At 37.1% G+C, this 17403-nt stretch carries 19 protein-coding genes; 15 read left to right on the top strand and 4 right to left on the bottom strand.

Annotation, left to right across the window (positions count from 1 at the left end):
* Positions 1–15 precede the first annotated feature (15 nt).
* From rplU to cgtA, 4 genes are all read left to right on the top strand, one after another.
* Positions 16–324 (top strand): 50S ribosomal protein L21, encoded by a 309-nt coding sequence (gene rplU, locus J3U35_RS00400; protein ID WP_025314436.1) that lies wholly within the window; start codon positions 16–18, stop codon positions 322–324.
* Positions 325–339: 15 nt separating this feature from the next.
* The gene (gene rpmA, locus J3U35_RS00395) at positions 340–600 is read left to right on the top strand and encodes a 50S ribosomal protein L27 (RefSeq protein ID WP_025314437.1); all 261 of its coding nucleotides are present in this window, start codon (positions 340–342) and stop codon (positions 598–600) included.
* Positions 601–684: 84 nt separating this feature from the next.
* On the top strand, positions 685–1650 hold the full coding sequence (locus J3U35_RS00390) for a DMT family transporter (RefSeq protein ID WP_267358862.1): 966 nt from the start codon (positions 685–687) through the stop codon (positions 1648–1650).
* Entirely contained in the window at positions 1650–2819 is a 1170-nt protein-coding gene (gene cgtA / locus J3U35_RS00385; protein WP_220216378.1) for an Obg family GTPase CgtA, read from the top strand. The genes J3U35_RS00390 and cgtA overlap by 1 nt, the downstream gene beginning before the upstream one ends.
* 322 nt (positions 2820–3141) lie before the next feature.
* On the opposite strand, the gene J3U35_RS00380 is transcribed toward cgtA, so the two are convergent.
* Genes J3U35_RS00380 through nth form a run of 3 tightly spaced genes read right to left on the bottom strand, consistent with a single transcriptional unit; the run spans position 3142 to position 4718 of the window.
* Positions 3142–3510, bottom strand: a complete 369-nt coding sequence (locus J3U35_RS00380) for a hypothetical protein (protein WP_267358860.1) — start codon at positions 3508–3510, stop codon at positions 3142–3144.
* A gap of 32 nt (positions 3511–3542) precedes the next feature.
* Positions 3543–4073, bottom strand: coding sequence for an endonuclease SmrB (smrB, locus tag J3U35_RS00375; RefSeq protein WP_267350367.1), 531 nt, complete (start codon positions 4071–4073; stop codon positions 3543–3545).
* Between the two features lie 6 nt (positions 4074–4079).
* Entirely contained in the window at positions 4080–4718 is a 639-nt protein-coding gene (gene nth, locus J3U35_RS00370; RefSeq protein WP_220216381.1) for an endonuclease III, read from the bottom strand.
* Between the two features lie 272 nt (positions 4719–4990).
* On the opposite strand from nth, the gene putP reads away from it, so the two are divergent.
* From putP to adk, 11 genes are all read left to right on the top strand, one after another.
* Complete coding sequence (gene putP, locus J3U35_RS00365) at positions 4991–6478, top strand: sodium/proline symporter PutP (RefSeq protein WP_065558621.1); 1488 nt, start codon at positions 4991–4993, stop codon at positions 6476–6478.
* 68 nt (positions 6479–6546) lie between these two features.
* The gene (gene tyrS, locus J3U35_RS00360) at positions 6547–7818 is read left to right on the top strand and encodes a tyrosine--tRNA ligase (protein ID WP_220216382.1); all 1272 of its coding nucleotides are present in this window, start codon (positions 6547–6549) and stop codon (positions 7816–7818) included.
* Between the two features lie 3 nt (positions 7819–7821).
* Positions 7822–8688, top strand: a complete 867-nt coding sequence (pdxY, locus tag J3U35_RS00355) for a pyridoxal kinase PdxY (RefSeq protein ID WP_065558623.1) — start codon at positions 7822–7824, stop codon at positions 8686–8688.
* Between the two features lie 64 nt (positions 8689–8752).
* Positions 8753–9199 carry a helix-turn-helix domain-containing protein gene (locus J3U35_RS00350; RefSeq protein ID WP_081299072.1) on the top strand — a complete coding sequence of 149 codons (447 nt, stop codon included), beginning with the start codon at positions 8753–8755 and terminating at the stop codon, positions 9197–9199.
* Between the two features lie 86 nt (positions 9200–9285).
* Positions 9286–10395: a flavodoxin-dependent (E)-4-hydroxy-3-methylbut-2-enyl-diphosphate synthase gene (gene ispG, locus J3U35_RS00345; protein WP_267350370.1), complete on the top strand. Its 1110-nt coding sequence runs from the start codon at positions 9286–9288 to the stop codon at positions 10393–10395.
* A 24-nt stretch (positions 10396–10419) separates the two neighbouring features.
* Positions 10420–11697, top strand: a complete 1278-nt coding sequence (gene hisS, locus J3U35_RS00340; protein ID WP_267358857.1) for a histidine--tRNA ligase — start codon at positions 10420–10422, stop codon at positions 11695–11697.
* Between the two features lie 24 nt (positions 11698–11721).
* Complete coding sequence (locus tag J3U35_RS00335; protein ID WP_267358855.1) at positions 11722–12444, top strand: YfgM family protein; 723 nt, start codon at positions 11722–11724, stop codon at positions 12442–12444.
* Positions 12445–12470: 26 nt separating this feature from the next.
* The gene (bamB, locus tag J3U35_RS00330; protein WP_267358853.1) at positions 12471–13652 is read left to right on the top strand and encodes an outer membrane protein assembly factor BamB; all 1182 of its coding nucleotides are present in this window, start codon (positions 12471–12473) and stop codon (positions 13650–13652) included.
* 9 nt (positions 13653–13661) lie between these two features.
* On the top strand, positions 13662–15131 hold the full coding sequence (der, locus tag J3U35_RS00325; RefSeq protein ID WP_267358851.1) for a ribosome biogenesis GTPase Der: 1470 nt from the start codon (positions 13662–13664) through the stop codon (positions 15129–15131).
* A gap of 3 nt (positions 15132–15134) precedes the next feature.
* Positions 15135–15386 carry a zinc-ribbon domain-containing protein gene (locus J3U35_RS00320; protein ID WP_267358849.1) on the top strand — a complete coding sequence of 84 codons (252 nt, stop codon included), beginning with the start codon at positions 15135–15137 and terminating at the stop codon, positions 15384–15386.
* Positions 15387–15423: 37 nt separating this feature from the next.
* The gene (gene adk / locus J3U35_RS00315) at positions 15424–16068 is read left to right on the top strand and encodes an adenylate kinase (protein WP_220216391.1); all 645 of its coding nucleotides are present in this window, start codon (positions 15424–15426) and stop codon (positions 16066–16068) included.
* A gap of 57 nt (positions 16069–16125) precedes the next feature.
* Here adk and J3U35_RS00310 read toward each other — a convergent pair whose 3' ends face one another.
* Positions 16126–17403, bottom strand: a complete 1278-nt coding sequence (locus tag J3U35_RS00310) for a bifunctional O-acetylhomoserine aminocarboxypropyltransferase/cysteine synthase (RefSeq protein WP_267358847.1) — start codon at positions 17401–17403, stop codon at positions 16126–16128.

The raw sequence follows: 17403 nt of genomic DNA, 5'->3' as shown, positions 1-17403 counted from the left end.
ATTGCGGAGTTAAGTATGTACGCAGTTTTCCAAAGTGGTGGTAAACAACACCGAGTCAGCGAAGGACAAGTCGTTCGCTTGGAAAAAATTGAAGTCGAAACAGGTGCAGAAGTTGTTTTCGATAAAGTTTTAATGGTAGCAAATGGTGAAGACATCAAAGTTGGTGCTCCGTTTGTTGAAGGTGCAACAATTAAAGCAGAAATTGTTGAGCACGGTCGTGGCGATAAAGTGAAAATTGTTAAATTCCGTCGTCGTAAACACTATCGTAAACAACAAGGTCACCGTCAGTGGTTCACTGATGTGAAGATCACTGCAATCGCTTAATAGGAGTATCGAACAATGGCACATAAGAAGGCTGGTGGTTCATCACGTAATGGTCGTGATTCCCAGAGTAAACGTTTAGGTGTTAAACGTTATGGTTCTCAAGAAGTTCTTGCTGGTAATATTTTAGTACGTCAACGTGGAACTCAATTCCACCCAGGCACTAATGTAGGTTGTGGTCGTGACCATACCTTATTTGCTTTAATTGACGGACAAGTAAAATTTGAAGTTAAAGGACCTAAAAACCGTCGTTATGTTAGTGTAATTGCTAACAGCTAATAAAAAGCGGTTTAACGTTTATGGAAGCCTCACAGCTATTGTGGGGCTTTTTTCATTTCTTGAATTCATATAATATTAGTTAATATGATAAAACAGCAAAATGTTAAATTAGGTTTTGCCTTAGCCATGTTAACAGCGGTTATGTGGGGGCTAGTGCCGATTGCAATGAAATATGCATTGGTGGTTATTGACCCATTAACGTTAGCGTGGTCTCGATTGGCAATTTCTGCCGTCGGTATTACGATATGGTTAGCTTATAAAAAACAATTTCCTAATTTAGCGATGTTTAAAAAACGTCGACGTTTTATCTTATTAATGATTGCCGGATTTGGATTACTTGGTAATTTTGCGTTATTTGCAAGTTCTGTTCAGTATCTTTCTGCGACAACGGCTCAAGTTGTAGGTCAAATGGGTATTGTAATTTTTATGATTTCAAGTGCGTTTGTTTTTAAAGAGCGATTAAGACCAACGCAAATAATGGGTATTTCGGTATTATTAATTGGATTAGGACTATTTTTTAATAAAAATATTACCGTTCTATTTGCTAATATATTGACTTATGGCATTGGTGTTTGGCTTGCTTTACTTGCTTCAATTTCATGGGCAGCTTATGCATTGGCACAAAAAGTGTTATTACGTAAATTACGTGCAGAACAGTTACTTTGGCTAATTTATCTTATTTGTACGGTATTTTTATGGCCATTGGCATCGCCAACAAAAATCGCTCATGCCGATGCAACGCAGTTATTTGCCATTATCTTTTGTGGTTTAAATACCATTATTGCTTATGGCGCATTAGTTATGGCAATGGAACGTTGGCAAGCTGCACAAGTTAGTGCAATTACCACATTATCACCGTTGTTTGCATTAATTTTTTCAGATTTATTTGCCGTAATTTGGCCAGAAAAATTTGCTATGCAGTATTTAAATATTTTAGGTTATATTGGCGCAGTATCAGTCGTTGCTGGTGCGATGTTTGCCACAATTGGGCACTATTTATGGCATCCAAGAAAAGGCTGGCTAATTAACCAGAAGAAAGAGGAAGAATAATGAAATTTGTAGATGAAGCTTCAATCCGAGTCGAAGCCGGTGATGGTGGCAATGGTTGCGTAGGTTTTCGTCGAGAAAAATACATTCCCAAAGGTGGCCCTGACGGTGGTGACGGTGGTGACGGTGGTGATGTCTATTTTATTGCCGATGAAAATCTCAATACTTTGGTTGATTTCCAATTTGAAAAAAATTATCGGGCAGAGCGTGGGCAAAATGGACAAGGTTCAGATTGTACCGGTAAAAGAGGCAAAGATATTACCGTAAAAGTGCCCGTTGGAACTCGAATCACAGACAAATATACGGGTGAAATTATCGGCGATTTAACGCATCATCAACAAAAAGTGTTAGTCGCAAAAGGTGGGTTTCATGGCTTGGGTAATGCACGATTTAAATCTTCAGTGAATCGGGCTCCAAGGCAAAAAACCGATGGTACGCCCGGTGAAAAACGTGATGTACTGTTAGAATTATTGCTACTTGCTGACGTTGGTATGCTTGGTTTACCTAATGCCGGTAAATCCACATTTATTCGATCAGTTTCAGCAGCTAAACCGAAAGTCGCTGATTATCCGTTTACGACTTTAGTGCCAAGTTTAGGCGTGGTAAGAATGGATAATGAGCAAAGTTTTGTTGTTGCGGATATTCCGGGATTAATTGAAGGTGCTGCGGACGGTGCTGGTCTGGGTATTCGTTTTTTAAAACATCTTGAACGTTGTCGAGTTTTAGTGCATTTAATTGATATTGCACCAATTGATGAATCTGATCCTATTGAAAATGCGAAAGTCATTATTCAAGAACTTCATCAATATAGTGAAAAACTTGCCAATAAACCTCGTTGGTTGGTATTCAACAAAATGGATGTTTTAGGTGAAGAAGAAAGTGCTAAACGTGCTGCCGAAATCGCTAAAGCATTGGATTGGGATGACAAATATTATGTTATTTCAGCGGTCAATCATGAAGGGGTAAAAGCTTTATGTTGGGATCTGATGGATTATATGAATGCTCATCCACGTGAAGAAGAGCAAGAAGAAACATCACCAGAAAAAGTTGAATTTATGTGGGATGATTATCACCAACAAGCTATGGATGAGGCTTTTGATGACGACGACGATGATTTTGATGATTGGGATGAGAGTGACGAAGAAGGGGTTGAATTCATCTATCAAAAATAGTAATAACCTAAAATAAGTTAAACTTATCACTTCAAATTATCAACTAAAAAATCAGCATTGCTAAAATACAGGGTGACATAGCCCTGTATTCCTCTCTATTATTCTCACGCTAACACAATGATTTCATATTAAAAAACTTTTATTTTAAATTTTTTCTGTTTTTTTGAAAAAAGTCAAAAAAAACGCTTGCTTTTAATAATGAGAATTATTATCATTAAGATGTACTTGATTAGAGCGTCGCAAGACTTCTGAAAAAGTATGACATTGCTCACATTGCTTCCAATGTTTGCCAGCCTAGCGCAACTATGCTGGCTTTTTTATTTTAAAGTGATTTTAAATCCGATGTTTTGATAACTAATTGATCGTCAATAACCATTTTCCATTGACCGTCCTCAAAATAAGGAGGCGTACTTACTTTAAATAAAGAATTTAAACCTAAAATCCCTACTTTAAAATCATCACCCATAAATTCTTGTATCGGTCCTTTAATGGTTGTCGTCACCCCATCTTTTTTATAATTGTAAATAACTCTGGCGTCTTTAGTTATACTTATCACCATATATTCACCTTGCCATGTGCCAATATAGTTACTTTTTTCGGGTGGAATTGTATCAAGTTCGTTACATGCAGTAATAAAGATGGCAAGTATTAGAAATAGATAAACATGTTTTATTTTCTTCAATAATTTCAAGTCGTTATTCCTTATGTGTTTAACATTTATTTTTAGTTATTAATTGTATCAAGTAAAATAAGTAATGCTGCACTGCCGCCAAATTCTTTCGGTGCTTGATGAAAACAAATGATATTAGGATGCTGGGCTAACCACATTGGTGTCTGTTTTTTTAAGATGTTTTTACCATGTCCATACATGATACAAGCACAATGTGCGTTTTCGCTTAAGCAAGCAGTAATAAGCGATGCTATTTCTTTTTTCGCTTCTTGCTGTGTTAATCCATGTAGATCTAAAAAAAATTCAGGTTCATAAAATCCACGACGTAATTTTTTAATCTCATAAGGATCAGCGTTGTCTCGACTATAACGAATGGGATCGTCTTGTAAGAGTGGTTGATAATCATCCGAAAAATAAAACTCAGCATGATTTTTTTCATGTTGTCGTTTTTCAATCGCAATGGCTTTTTGAGACCGTTTTAAGGGTTTATGAACAACAGTATCTTGTGCAAGTTTTTGGGTATTGCCTATGCTACTTTTGAATAAGTTTATCTCTTCTTGAGTTAATTTGAATTTTTCAGTCATTGATAATTACTCTGGGTAAACTTTTTGTTTGAATTCACATAAATCTTCAATCACACAAGCCCCGCATCGCGGTTTTCTGGCGATACAAGTATAACGTCCATGCAAAATTAACCAGTGGTGACAATTTATTTTGTACTCTTTGGGTACCACTTTCAATAATTTTTCTTCCACTGCCTCAACGGTTTTTCCGGGTGCAAAGCCCGTGCGATTGCTGACACGAAAAATATGAGTATCAACCGCAATCGTTGGCCAACCAAAAGCCGTATTTAGCACTACATTTGCTGTTTTTCTGCCTACACCGGGTAATGCGATTAATGCATCAAAATTTTCTGGCACTTGACCTTGATATTTTTCAACTAAAATCTGACAGGTTTTGATAATATTATCTGCTTTACTATTGTATAAGCCAATGGTACGGATATAACTTTTGAGCTTATCAACCCCAAGTGCTAAGATTTGTTCCGCTGTATTAGCAATTGCAAATAAAGGTTTGGTTGCTTTGTTTACACTCACATCGGTTGCTTGTGCAGAAAGAACAACAGCAATGAGCAATTCGAAAGGTGTTTGATAAACAAGTTCAGTTGTTGGATCTTTAATGTGATCTTTTAATCTTTCTAAAATTTGAATACGAGTTGATTGTTTCACAGAGTATGATAAATATAAATAACATGCCTGATATTATATACTTTATTTGTATAAATATTGTAGGTTAAATTTAATTTTTAGCTAAAAGTCACTTTATACGACGATAATTAAAATTACGGCAAAATAACAATCTCAATGACCTATCTGAAAAATTTTAGCGTGACGGATTGTCAGCTTAGTTATATTCATTCATCGCCTGCTTTTTAGCATGTGGTTTTTATGATAAGCTACTCCACTATTTTTTAATTTCATCAACAAGGTTTTTTAGAAATATGTCCTTACCAATGATTGTCACCTTTGCTATATACATTTTAGGAATGATTGCGATCGGTTTTTTTGCCTTTCGATCAACGCAAAACTTTGGTGATTATATTTTGGGGGGGCGCCGTATTGGTAGTGTTGTCACTGCGCTTTCGGCTGGCGCTTCGGACATGAGTGGTTGGCTATTAATGGGGCTGCCAGGGGCTGTTTTTTTATTCGGTATTTCGCAAAGTTGGATTGCAATTGGTTTGATAATTGGGGCTTACTTAAACTGGTTACTGATTGCCGGTCGGTTACGTGTTTTTACTGAAATTAATCATAATTCCTTGACCTTACCCGACTATTTTGCTCGCCGATTTGATGATAAAAGCGCTTTGCTGCGTATTATTTCAGCGGTAATCATTCTTATCTTTTTTACGATTTATTGTGCATCAGGCGTTGTTGCGGGTGCAAAACTTTTTGAAAGTACCTTTGGAATGAGTTATGGTTGGGCAATGTTAGCTGGTGCTGGCGCAACAATCGCTTATACTTTTATAGGTGGTTTTTTAGCGGTCAGTTGGACGGATACTATTCAAGCGAGTTTGATGATGTTTGCACTTATCTTAACTCCCGTTATGGTTATGGTGAACGCAGGTGGTTTTACCGATGCCTTAGCAAATATTGAATCGCTCAATCCTGATTATACCAACATCTTTGCTCACATGGATTTTATCGCTATTATTTCATTGCTTGGCTGGGGGCTTGGCTATTTTGGGCAACCGCATATTTTAGCTCGCTTTATGGCGGCTGACTCACATGATGTGATGAAAAATGCCCGTCGAATTAGTATGACTTGGATGATTTTATGTTTAGGTGGAGCAATTACGGTAGGATTTTTTGGTATTGCTTTCTTTGCCAATCATCCAGAGTTTTCAGATCTCATTAATAACGGTAAACATGAACGTATTTTTATTGAGTTATCCAAATTATTGTTTAATCCATGGGTTGCTGGTGTTTTATTAGCGGCGATTTTGGCTGCGGTGATGAGCACGTTAAGTTGTCAGTTACTTGTCTGTTCAAGCGCATTAACGGAAGATTTTTATCGAGCCTTTTTTAGACCGAAAGCAAAACAACGTGAACTTGTTTGGGTTGGACGAATCATGGTTTTACTGGTATCGGTCATTGCCATTTTGTTAGCAATTAACCCTAATAATAGTGTCTTAGATTTAGTTAGTCATGCATGGGCAGGATTTGGTGCTGCCTTTGGTCCCATTATTGTTTTTTCTGTATTTTGGTCTCGCATGACACGCAATGGCGCTCTAGCAGGTATGATTACAGGAGCGGCAACAGTATTGCTTTGGATTAATTTTAATTGGTTTAATCTTTATTCACTTATTCCGGGTTTCTTATTTGCGTCTTTAGCGATAGTAATCTTTAGTTTATGTGATAAAAAACCGAATGAAATAGTGGAAGATCATTTTAAACAAGCGTATAAACGTTATCATAATAAAGTAGAATAGATTTCAATAAAAATAGAGTTATCCAAAGTCAAATTTCAACGTAATAAAATTTTTATAGGTAAAATAACATGACAAAAAATGTGATCAAACAACTGCAAGAGCGAGGATTGATTGCTCAACTGACAGATGAAAAAGCACTCATGGAACTAATTGAACAAAATCCCATAGCGCTTTATTGTGGTTTTGATCCCACGGCTGATAGTTTGCATCTAGGTCATTTGGTACCATTACTTTGTTTAAAACGCTTTCAGTTAGCCGGTCATAAACCGATTGCGCTTGTTGGCGGCGCAACAGGTTTAATTGGTGACCCGAGTTTTAAAGCCGTTGAACGTAAATTAAATACTCAAGAGACTGTTGTTGAGTGGAGCGAAAAAATTAAACAACAAGTTTCCCCATTCTTAGATTTTAATTGTGGTGCAAATGCAGCGATTGTCGCTAATAACTATGATTGGTTTGGTGGCATGAATGTATTAACTTTTTTACGTGACATTGGTAAATATTTTTCAGTTAACGCCATGATTAACAAAGAATCAGTCAAACAACGTATTGATCGTGATGAAGCTGGGATTTCATTTACTGAGTTTTCTTACAGTTTATTACAATCTTATGATTTTGCTTGTTTAAATAAAGATCATAATGTGGTGTTACAAATTGGGGGATCAGATCAATGGGGTAATATTACTGCCGGTATTGATTTAACTCGTCGATTACATCAAAAACAAGTTTATGGTTTAACGGTTCCTTTAATTACCAAATCTGACGGTACAAAATTTGGTAAAACGGAAAGCGGTGCGGTTTGGCTTGACCCTAAAAAGACCAGTCCATATAAATTCTATCAATTCTGGATTAATACCGCTGATGCTGATGTTTATCGTTTCTTAAAATTCTTTACTTTCATGTCATTAAATGAAATTGATGCACTTGAAGAAGAAGATAAAAATAGCGGTGTGGCACCAAGAGCACAATATGTTCTTGCTGAAGAGGTCACACGCTTAGTCCATGGTGAAGAAGGCTTAATGGCAGCCAAACGGATCACTGAAAGTTTATTCTCAGGAAAATTAGCCGATCTATCTCAAGCCGATTTTGAACAATTGGCGCAAGACGGTATGCCAACGATTACGGTTGAGGGCGATATTGATTTGCAACAAGCGATCGTTAATGCACAGTTTGCACCGTCAAGAGGCCAAGCCAGAACAATGATTGAATCTAATGCGATTTCAGTTAATGGTGAACGTAACGCGACAACAGATTATCATTTTTCACAAGAAGATAAGCTTTTTGGACGTTATACATTACTTCGTCGAGGTAAGAAATATTACTGCTTACTAATTTGGAGTTAATTTATGAAAAATATACTATCTATTCAGTCACATGTTGTATTTGGTCATGCAGGTAATAGTGCTGCTGTATTCCCTATGCGTCGTGTGGGAGTAAATGTATGGCCTTTAAATACTGTGCAATTTTCAAATCATACGCAATATCGTCAATGGACAGGCACGGTAATGCCAGCATCACATTTAACTGATATCGCCGATGGCATTAATGCCATCGGTGAACTTAAACGATGTGACGCAGTATTAAGTGGTTATATGGGATCCCCTGAACAAGGTAGTGCCATAACCGAAATAGTAAAAAAAGTAAAAGCTGTAAATCCCAATGCAATTTATCTTTGTGATCCTGTTATGGGGCATCCTGAAAAAGGTTGTTTTGTTGCGCCTGGCGTATCTGAATTTTTGTGTAATACTGCATTACCGATAGCAGATATGATGGCGCCTAATATTTTGGAGCTAGAAGAGTTAAATGGAAAACAGCCAATTAATAACGTTGAAGAAGCGGTATTTGCATGTAAAGCACTTTGTAAAAAAGGGCCTAAAGCGATTTTAGTTAAACATTTAAGTCGTGCGGGATATCGTAAAGATCGTTTTGAAATGTTACTCGTCACAGAACATGAAGCATGGCACATTGAGCGCCCTTTAGTTGACTTTGGCGTGAGACAGCCTGTTGGTGTAGGCGATATGACGAGTGGATTGTTTTTAGCGAATATTTTGCTTGGTAAATCGCTGGTTGAGGCGTTAGAACATACCACTTCTGCGGTTTATGCTGTTATGCTTGAAACCTTGAAACTCAATGAATATGAGCTTCAATTAGTTGCCGCTCAAGATGAAATAGCAAAACCTTCACAATGGTTTAATGCGAAAAGAATTGATTAATTTTAAAAATATGTAAAAATGGATCCAATTTAATTTATTTTTAATTCTTAACAAAAATGAGGGGATGATGGAAGACAATATTTCTTTGGGTAAGATGCTTTCCAATTTACGTAATAATATGGGATTAACTCAAGAAGATATTGCCAATAAGATCCATGTTCGAAAGGCAGTGGTCGAAGAAATTGAAAACGATCAGCGAGTTCATGCCCCTCTTGTCTTTGTTAAAGGTTATATTCGTTCTTATGCTGAAATTGTTGGTTTATCTGAGGACGAGTATCAACCTTATCTAGAAAAAATGTCAAAGCAAAATGCATCCGAAACAAAAATAAAGCAACTCATTCCTGCCCTTGAACCTAGAAAAAGAGGAAAGCGGATTTTATTTTTTAGCTTATTTGTAGTGGTTTGTATAGTTGGTGTAACTATTTATTATTTTAATAAAGAAAGTAAAAATAATTATGTAGAAGTGAGTCATTACATTTCGCCATCATCATCGAATCACGTTAACAGTTAGCAAATTTTCTTACTCGTATACAGACATTTGATGCAAATCTTGTTAAGATCACAAGCTAGTTATTTTGTTATATCATTAGGCGTGTTATGAGTCATCAGGATTCACCGATAATCAGACGAGAATCTACCCGAATTTATGTCGGCAGTGTACCTATTGGTGGTGGTGCGCCCATTGCCGTTCAATCCATGACGAATACCCGTACGACGGATGTTGAAAAAACTGTTGCTCAGATTCAAGCACTTGAGCGAGTAGGTGTCGACATTGTTCGTGTGTCGATTCCAACAATGGATGCGGCAGAAGCGTTTAAATTGATTAAACAACAAGCGAAAGTGCCACTTATTGCAGATATTCACTTTGATTATCGTATTGCTTTGAAAGTAGCAGAATATGGCGTGGATTGTTTAAGAATTAATCCGGGAAATATCGGTAATGAATCAAGAATTCGAGCAGTTGTTGATTGTGCTAAAGATAAAAATATTCCAATAAGAATTGGGGTTAATTCCGGATCACTTGAAAAAGATATTCAAGAAAAATATGGTGAACCTACGCCACAAGCAATCGTAGAATCAGCGATGCGTCATGTTGACATTTTGGATAGGCTTAATTTCGACCAATTTAAAGTGAGTGTGAAAGCGTCAGATGTATTTACAGCGGTGGATGCCTATCGACTTTTAGCTAAACAGATAAAACAACCCCTACATTTGGGGATCACTGAAGCTGGTGGCGTTCGCAGTGGTGCAATTAAGTCGGCAATAGGTTTAGGTTTGTTATTATCTGAAGGTATTGGTGATACATTGCGTGTCTCTTTAGCTGCTGATCCCACTGAAGAAGTTAAAGTCGGTTTTGATATATTAAAATCATTGAGAATTCGATCTCGTGGTATCAACTTTATTGCTTGTCCGACCTGTTCAAGACAAGAGTTTGATGTCATTAATACAGTCAATACGTTAGAACAACGTTTAGAAGATATCATTACACCAATGGATGTATCGATTATTGGTTGTGTTGTTAATGGGCCAGGTGAAGCTTTGGCTTCAACGATGGGTGTTGCTGGCGGTCATAATAAAAGTGGCTTTTATGAAGATGGTGTACGTATTGGTCGTATTGATAACGAACAGATGATCGATGAACTGGAAGCAAAAATTCGAGCTAAAGCATCAATACTAAAAAACAGAATTGCAGCAACTGAACTATAATTTTATTAGATAGCGAATACATAAATGACAGAGAAAAAAATCCAATCTATACGGGGAATGAATGACTTACTCCCAACAGATAGTGCGAGTTGGCAACAAATTGAAAAAATTGTTAAAGGTGTTCTAAATAGCTATGGCTATAATGAGATAAGAACCCCCATTGTTGAAGATACTGCGCTATTTAAAAGAGCCGTCGGTGAAGTGACGGATATTGTCGAAAAAGAGATGTATACTTTTAATGACCGTAATGATGAAAGTATCACTTTACGTCCCGAAATTACTGCGGGTTGTGTTCGTGCGGGCATTGAGCATGGGCTTTTTTATAATCAAGAACAACGTCTATGGTATTTAGGACCTGCATTTCGTTACGAAAAACCGCAAAAAGGTCGCTATCGCCAATTTCATCAATTTGGGGTTGAAGTTTTTGGGCTTGAAGGACCTAATATTGATGCTGAACTAATTTTATTAACCGCAAGATTCTGGAAAGCACTGGGTATACAGGATCACACTTCGTTAGAATTAAATTCAATTGGCTCACTTGAAGCTAGAGCGAACTATCGTCAAGCACTCGTTGATTTTCTTGAACAACATAAAGATAAATTGGATGAAGACTGCTTACGTAGAATGTATACTAATCCATTACGTGTACTCGATTCGAAAAATCCAGTCGTACAAGAATTACTTAATCAAGCGCCAAAACTATTTGATTATTTGGATGCGGAATCGAAAGAACATTTTGAAGGCCTGTGTCGTTTACTGGATAAAGCAGGAATAAAATACAATATTAATCAAAGATTAGTAAGAGGATTAGACTATTACAATCGTACAGTATTTGAATGGGTAACAAGTAGCTTAGGTGCTCAAGGTACTGTCTGCGGTGGGGGTCGTTATGATGGATTAGTGAGCCAGTTAGGTGGTCAATCAACGCCAGCTGTTGGTTTTGCAATGGGACTTGAACGATTAGTTTTACTTGTTCAAGCTGTCAATCCTTCATTAAATCGAGATAATTCGATTGATATTTATATGATCTCCTCGGGAGATGAAAACACGATTTCAGTAGCACAATGTGTTGCTGAATTATTACGTGACGGTTTACCTGATAAACGAATTGTGACTAATTATGGAACGTCTAATTTTAAGAAACAATTTGCCAAAGCAGATAAATTAGGTGCTAAAATAGCGGTTATTGTTGGTGAAAACGAGTTAGCGAACCAAACGGTAACTATCAAAAATTTACAAACAAGTGAACAAACTGAAGTCGCGCAAAGCGATATTGTTCAAACTTGTTTGGCAATGATATAAATCTAAAGGAAATAGGAGATAAGCGTGAGTTATCAATCGTCAAGTGAAGAACAAATGTGGGCTTTAAAAGAGTTTCTTGCGAAAACGTGGAAAATTATTGTTGCCGTTATTGTCATCGGATTATTGGCTTATTATGGTTGGAATTACTATCAATCAAATCAAGTTAAAAAATTGGAACAAATGTCAGATCGTTATGAGCAACTTGTAAAACAGTTAGATCAGACAAAACCGGAATCCGTAAATGATTTAGTTGCTTTTGCAAAAGAGGGTGATAGCGTTTATAACGTTTTTGCTGATCTTTTTGCGGCTAAATTTTATATCGAAGTAACAAAAGATTATGCAGGTGCTCAAGCATTATTGACTGATGCTTTATCTAAAACAAAAGCGGAACCGGTAAAATCCGTTATTAATATTCGTATTGCACGTGTGCAGTATCAACAAAACCAATACCAAGAAAGTTTAGCAACGTTAGATAAAGTTAACAATGAAGCTTGGGAACCAGTGATTAACGAAATACGGGGCGATATATTAACCAAAATGTCTCGTTATGCTGAGGCGGTAGATGCTTATAAAATTGCGCTAAAATCAGCGGCAATGATAAGTTCAGAGCCAAATATTAAAATTAAACTAAATCAAGCTGAATATTTACAAGCTAAACAAACAGTTGAACAAGATAAACAAACTGCTGAAGAAAAAGCAGAGCAAGAGGATCAGTCAAAGACTGAAACGGAAGAAAATAAAAATTAATTTATCCTGCTATAAGGGTCTATACAATGAAGTTATCTAAATGTTTTTTAACCAGTGTTTTTATGTTTTCACTTGCTGGATGCTCGATATTTGGAGGAGAAGAAGAAGTTATTCAAGTTTCACCTTCTCCTATAGTCAGTAACCAATTTACTATTCACCAATTATGGCGTAACAGTACTGCAGGAAATACTCGTATTTATTCATTATTAGGTCCTGCTAGTTATGATAATGTTATTTATGCAGCGAGCCGAAGTGGAGAGGTAAAAGCAGTTGATTTAACGACGGGTAATACATTGTGGAATGTCGATTTATCTAAAAGTACACTTTTCAGTAGTAAAACAGCGCTCTTTTCTGGTGGTGTAAGTGCCGATGAAAATTATGTTTATGTTGGCAGTGAACGTGCTGTTGTTTATGCTTTAGATCGTCAAAACGGAAAAGTCGTCTGGGAAAAATCAGTTAAAGGAGAAGTCCTTGCTCGCCCGGTATCGTCTGATGATAAATTAGTGATTCATACCGCTAATGGTATATTACAAGGGCTTAATCGTGAAACTGGTGACGAACTCTGGGAAGTAACTTTTGAAGTTCCGGCATTATCATTAAGAGGTAACTCAACACCAGTCATTGCCCATGGTGCAGCTATCTTTGGTGATGATAATGGTCGAGTAAATGCTTACTACATTAATGATGGTCAATTAATTTGGCAACAACGTATTTCACAACCGACTGGTTCAACAGAAATTGCAAAATTAAATGATGTTGATTCAACCCCTGTAGTTGAAGGAAATACTGTCTATTCTGTTGGATTTAATGGTTATGTTGCTGCACTGGATTTAAGTAATGGTGAAGTTATATGGCGTAAAAAAATAGGTTCAACACACAGTTTTGCGGTTGATAAAAATCGATTATACGTAGTAGATCAAGATGATAATATTCAATCATTATCAAAAACGGAAGGTGGCGTACTTTGGACGCAATCAAGTTTTACACACCGCCAATTGACTGATCCAGTCATTTATCAAGATTATGTCGTATTTGGTGATTTTGAAGGTTACCTGTATTGGTTAAATGCTGAAACAGGTGAACTTGTAAGTAAAATAGAAGTAAGTAGTAGCGGAATAATCGCTAAACCATTGGTGGTTGACAATAAACTGATTGTTCAAGTCAAAAATGGTGATATTTACGCTTTCACAAAAAATTTAAGTAATTAGAGAATAAACATGGTACCTGTTGTAGCACTAGTTGGTCGTCCAAATGTTGGAAAATCAACTTTATTTAATCGGTTAACAAGAACACGAGATGCGTTAGTCGCAGATTTTCCTGGATTAACCCGTGATCGTAAGTATGGACGAGCTGAAATCAAGGGCCATGAATACATAGTAATTGATACGGGTGGTATTGATGGCACCGAAGAAGGGGTTGAAAGCTTTATGGCTGACCAATCCTTACAAGCTATCGAAGAAGCCGATATTGTTCTGTTTTTAGTCGATGCAAGAGCGGGTGCTATGCCGGCAGATCATGCGATAGCTAAACACTTGCGTTCTCGTCAAAAGGCCACTTTTTTAGTTGCCAATAAAATTGATGGTATTGATGCTGATACGGCTATCTCAGATTTTTACTCATTAGGTTTAGGCGATATCCACCCCATAGCGGCAAGTCATGGGCGTGGTGTCAGTTCTTTGATTGAAACGGCGTTGGAACCTATTTTTCAATTTAAAGATCACGATGAAGATGACTTTAATGAAGACCAATTGCCACCAGATTTATCAGAATCTTATGACGATGTTGACGAAGATGATGTTGAATCACTGATTAATCAACCGATTAAAGTGGCTATTGTCGGGCGTCCAAATGTAGGTAAGTCAACACTAACTAACCGAATTTTAGGTGAAGAACGGGTTGTGGTCTATGATATGCCAGGTACAACTCGAGATAGTATCTATATACCAATGACTCGTGACGAACGAGAATATGTTTTAATTGATACGGCAGGGGTGCGTAAACGTGGTAAGGTAACGCAAACTGTCGAAAAGTTTTCAGTGATTAAAACATTACAAGCGATTGAAGATACAAATGTTGTCATATTGGTGATTGATGCCAGAGAAGGTATCTCAGATCAGGATTTATCATTACTCGGCTTTATCATCAATAGTGGGCGTTCACTTGTTATTGCTGTCAATAAATGGGATGGGTTATCACAAGACATCAAAGAGCAAGTTAAAGCAACACTAGATGACCGACTTGATTTTATTGATTTTGCCCGTTTGCATTTTATTTCGGCTTTACATGGTAGTGGTGTGGGTAATTTATTCGATTCAATTCAAGAAGCTTATGAATGTGCAACCCGTCGGGTAAATACTGCATTATTAACCAAAATTATGCAAATGGCACAAGACGATCACCAACCACCTCTCGTTCGTGGACGTCGAGTAAAACTCAAATATGCCCATGCTGGAGGCTACAATCCACCTATTGTGGTTGTTCACGGAAATCAAGTTGAAGATCTTCCCGATTCTTATAAACGATATTTAATGAACTATTTTAGACGCTCATTAAAAATTATGGGAACGCCGATTCGAATTCAATTTAAAGAAGGGGCGAATCCTTTTGAAGGTCGAAAAAATAGTTTAACGGCATCACAACAACGTAAACGACGTCGATTGATGAAACACGTTAGAGGTCGTAAATAGTTTATGTCAAAAAAAAATATAGCAGGGCAAAGTCAAGAAGGCTTGTGTCCTAAATGTCATCATAAAATGGATGTTATGTCTGCCCAGCATTACGTTTGTGCTCACTGCAAACAACATTTTATCGAACACTATATTTGCCCCACTTGTCATCAACCTGCTCAAATGATCAAAGGCTGTGGTGCCATAAATTATATTTGTCAAACTGATGGATTAATTTCCAGCAGTAAAGTGATATTTCAATATTTACCAGAATAGAAAATCTATCTATATAAAAACCATAAGAGGTTATTTCATGCGTATTATTTTATTAGGTGCACCAGGTGCGGGAAAAGGAACTCAAGCACAATTCATTATGAAAAAATATGGTATTCCTCAAATTTCAACCGGCGATATGTTACGTGCAGCAGTGAAAGCAGGTACGCCACTTGGTCAACAGGCTAAAGAATTAATGGATGCCGGTAAACTTGTTACTGATGAACTCGTGATTGCATTAGTGAAAGAACGTATTGCACAAGATGATTGTGCAAATGGGTTTTTATTAGATGGATTCCCTCGAACTGTACCCCAAGCTGATGCTATGAAATCAGCAGGTATTAATGTTGACTATATACTTGAATTTGATGTGCCTGATTCTGTTATTATTGATCGAATGAGTGGACGCCGAATTCATGCGCCATCAGGTCGAGTTTATCATGTCCGTCATAATCCACCTAAAGTAGAAAATGTTGACGATATTACGGGTGAACCTTTAACAACTCGCAAAGATGATCATGAAGAGATTGTCCGTAAACGCCTTGTTGAATATCATCAATTAACTAAACCTTTAATTGATTACTACCAACATGAAGCGAAAGAAGGTCGTGCAAAATACTACCGCATTGATGGTACCCAATCTGTATCTGATGTGACAAACGAACTTGTTAAAATCTTAGATTAATTAATCGATTGTTAAAAAAGCCAGTTATACATTTGTTATCTGGCTTTTTGAATTTGATTATAGTGTCGCTTTTAATGCCTGTGCTAAATCAGAAATAATATCATCAATATGTTCTATCCCAATAGACAAACGAATCATTTCTTGGCTTACTCCTGCCTTTTTCAGTTCTTCATTATTAAGTTGCCTATGCGTAGTTGATGCAGGGTGACAAGCTAATGAGCGTGTATCGCCTATATTGACCAGACGAATAATTAATTTTAGTGCATCAATAAATTTAGCACCTGCAGATTTTCCACCTTTAATACCAAACGATAAAATGCCAGCAGGTAAATGATTATCCATCTGTTTTACCGCTAAATCATGTTCAGGATGATTGCTAAGACCAGCATAGTTAACCCATTCAACTTGTGGGTGTGAGATTAGATAATTTGCAACGTTGAGTGCATTTTGACAGTGGCGTTCCATGCGCAAAGGAAGGGTTTCAAGCCCTTGTAGTATCAAAAAAGTATTAAATGGCGATAGTGCAGCGCCCATATTGCGTAAAGGGATTACTCGACAACGTGCAATGTAAGCCGCATCACCAAAGGTATCCGTATAAGAGACACCATGATAAGATGGATCTGGTTGATTAAGCATTGGATATCTATCCGCATATTTTTTCCATAGAAACCGTCCTGAATCAACGATGATTCCTCCAAGACTATTACCATGCCCACCAATATATTTAGTTAATGAATGCACGACAATATCAGCACCAAATTCAAATGGTCGGCAAAGTGCAGGACTGGCAACGGTATTGTCGACGATTAACGGAATACCATGCCGATGTGCGATGTCGGCAAGTTGGCTTAAATCAACAATATTACCTGCAGGATTGCCAATACTTTCGCAATATATGGCTTTGGTTTTGTCATCAATTTGCTGTTCAATAGCCACTAAATCATTATGAGGTGCAAATTTGGTTGTAATACCAAAATTAGGTAAGGTATGGGCAAATAAATTATAAGTGCCGCCATATAATTGCGAAACAGAAACAATATTTTCGCCAGCAAAGGTAATTGCTTGAATAGCATAAGTGATAGCCGCCATGCCCGATGCAACAGCTAAAGCACCAATACCATCTTCAAGCGCAGCGACTCGAGCTTCGAGTACGGCGTTAGTTGGGTTGGTAATACGGGTATAAATATTGCCAGCGACTTTTAAATCAAATAAATCTGCGCCATGCTGTGTATCATCAAAAGCATAAGAGGTTGTTTGATAAATGGGAACAGCAACAGCATGAGTAGTGGGTTCAGGGGTATAACCTGTGTGAAGTGCAATGGTTTCTGGTTTCAT

This window comes from Gilliamella sp. B2717 (assembly GCF_026536675.1).
Lineage (GTDB): Bacteria > Pseudomonadota > Gammaproteobacteria > Enterobacterales > Orbaceae > Gilliamella > Gilliamella apicola_I.
The sequence above is the reverse complement of the archived record's forward strand: the minus strand, read 5'-3'. Positions and strand labels throughout refer to the sequence as shown.

Bases quoted from the DNA above. Each gene is read 5' to 3' on its own strand.
- pdxY (WP_065558623.1), top strand. From the start codon at position 7,822: ATGAAAAATATACTATCTATTCAGTCACATGTTGTATTTGGTCATGCA.
- adk (WP_220216391.1), top strand. From the start codon at position 15,424: ATGCGTATTATTTTATTAGGTGCACCAGGTGCGGGAAAAGGAACTCAA.
- hisS (WP_267358857.1), top strand. From the start codon at position 10,420: ATGACAGAGAAAAAAATCCAATCTATACGGGGAATGAATGACTTACTC.
- J3U35_RS00310 (WP_267358847.1), bottom strand. From the start codon at position 17,403: ATGAAACCAGAAACCATTGCACTTCACACAGGTTATACCCCTGAACCC.
- bamB (WP_267358853.1), top strand. From the start codon at position 12,471: ATGAAGTTATCTAAATGTTTTTTAACCAGTGTTTTTATGTTTTCACTT.
- rpmA (WP_025314437.1), top strand. From the start codon at position 340: ATGGCACATAAGAAGGCTGGTGGTTCATCACGTAATGGTCGTGATTCC.
- der (WP_267358851.1), top strand. From the start codon at position 13,662: ATGGTACCTGTTGTAGCACTAGTTGGTCGTCCAAATGTTGGAAAATCA.
- J3U35_RS00320 (WP_267358849.1), top strand. From the start codon at position 15,135: ATGTCAAAAAAAAATATAGCAGGGCAAAGTCAAGAAGGCTTGTGTCCT.
- ispG (WP_267350370.1), top strand. From the start codon at position 9,286: ATGAGTCATCAGGATTCACCGATAATCAGACGAGAATCTACCCGAATT.
- tyrS (WP_220216382.1), top strand. From the start codon at position 6,547: ATGACAAAAAATGTGATCAAACAACTGCAAGAGCGAGGATTGATTGCT.
- smrB (WP_267350367.1), bottom strand. From the start codon at position 4,073: ATGACTGAAAAATTCAAATTAACTCAAGAAGAGATAAACTTATTCAAA.
- putP (WP_065558621.1), top strand. From the start codon at position 4,991: ATGTCCTTACCAATGATTGTCACCTTTGCTATATACATTTTAGGAATG.
- J3U35_RS00350 (WP_081299072.1), top strand. From the start codon at position 8,753: ATGATGGAAGACAATATTTCTTTGGGTAAGATGCTTTCCAATTTACGT.
- J3U35_RS00390 (WP_267358862.1), top strand. From the start codon at position 685: ATGATAAAACAGCAAAATGTTAAATTAGGTTTTGCCTTAGCCATGTTA.
- cgtA (WP_220216378.1), top strand. From the start codon at position 1,650: ATGAAATTTGTAGATGAAGCTTCAATCCGAGTCGAAGCCGGTGATGGT.
- rplU (WP_025314436.1), top strand. From the start codon at position 16: ATGTACGCAGTTTTCCAAAGTGGTGGTAAACAACACCGAGTCAGCGAA.